The 1,265-nt window shown below is 59.8% G+C and carries 1 protein-coding gene; it reads right to left on the bottom strand.

The features are described 5' to 3' along the window. Window positions 1-15: 15 nt before the first annotated feature. Window positions 16-1,211 (bottom strand): IS3 family transposase gene (locus ACDC66_RS15190; protein WP_376697584.1). Its coding sequence is split into 2 segments (ribosomal slippage): window positions 16-935 and window positions 935-1,211, totalling 1,197 coding nucleotides; the frame shifts between segments, so codons are not numbered across the junction. Window positions 1,212-1,265 lie beyond the last annotated feature (54 nt).

The raw sequence follows: 1,265 nt of genomic DNA, 5'->3' as shown, positions 1-1,265 counted from the left end.
TGGACTGCCCCCGGTTCAGTAGACACTCTCGGTTGACTCGCCAGTCAGCATGGCCTCATAGACTGCCGGTGGCAGATTGTTAGCCTGGCTGTGGCGACGGATCTGATTGTAGTAGGTCTTCGAGTAGTACTGGAGCTCACCGATCATTTCTGTACGGCTGATCAGCCCCAAGGGTCGGACCCACTCCTTTTTCAGGTGCGCGAAGTAGCTCTCGGCGCAGGCATTGTCCCAGCAGTTACCGACCCGCGACATGCTGATGGTGACCTTGCGCCGCGTGAGCCAGTGCAGCACCTCCCGGGCGGTGTACTGGATACCTTGGTCGGAGTGGAACATCAGTTGAGAGCCATTCGGCTGTCTGGCGCGCCAGGCCTGCCTCAGTGCGGCAAGTACCAGTGCGGCGTTGTTCTGGCAGCCAGCCGCCCGGCCCACGACACGGCGTCCACACAGGTCAATGACGACCGCCTCGTACAACCAGCCGTCCCGGCAGCGGATTTGGGTGATATCGGACACCCAGACCCGGTTGGGAATGCTGACCTTGAACCGCCGATTCAGTACATTGGGCAACACAATGCCCTGCGGCGGCCGACGATGCCCAGGTCTCGGTGCCGTCGATGACCGATAACCGGCCGCCTGCAGCACCCGTTGAACCCGGTTTTTGCTGCACACGTAGCCGGCATCTACAGCTTCCTGCCACAGCTTGCGGTAGCCGGGAATGCCCCTTAGCTGTTCCGCTCGTCTCAGCAGAAAGGCTCTGAGCGTCATATTGGCCTGCTCGCGCCTGGATCGGGGCCGACCCAGCCAGCGGTAATAGCCGGATCGGGCGACTTCGAGCACTTCGCACATCAAGGCCACCGTCCAGCGTCGGCTGTGGTGGCACTCGATGAAGGCATACCTCACTTTTGGAGCTTGGCGAAGTGCTCGTTGGCCTTTTTTAGGATTTCATTCTCCAGCTTGGCTCGCTCCAGACGCTTCTTCAGCTTTCGGTTCTCGCGCTGGAGCGCCTCGGCGCTCTTGTCTGGGCCCCGATTCTCCACAGGCGCCGGGTCAGCGTCGGTTCGCTTGGTCAATGTACGCCTCCATTTGTACAGCAGCTCACAACTGACGCCCAATTTATCAGCAACCACGCTGATCGGCTCGGATGAATCGAGCGACTCCCGAACCGCCTGAAGTTTGAATGCCCGGCTGTAGGTCCTTCTTGGCTTGTATTTCATAACACCTCACTCCTCGTGCGAAAATGAGGTGTCTACTTTTTCGGGGGCGGTTCA

This window comes from Wenzhouxiangella psychrophila, assembly GCF_042310375.1.
Classification (GTDB): domain Bacteria; phylum Pseudomonadota; class Gammaproteobacteria; order Xanthomonadales; family Wenzhouxiangellaceae; genus Wenzhouxiangella.
Note: the sequence above shows the minus strand (reverse complement) of the source record. Positions and strands in the feature narration are given on the sequence as shown.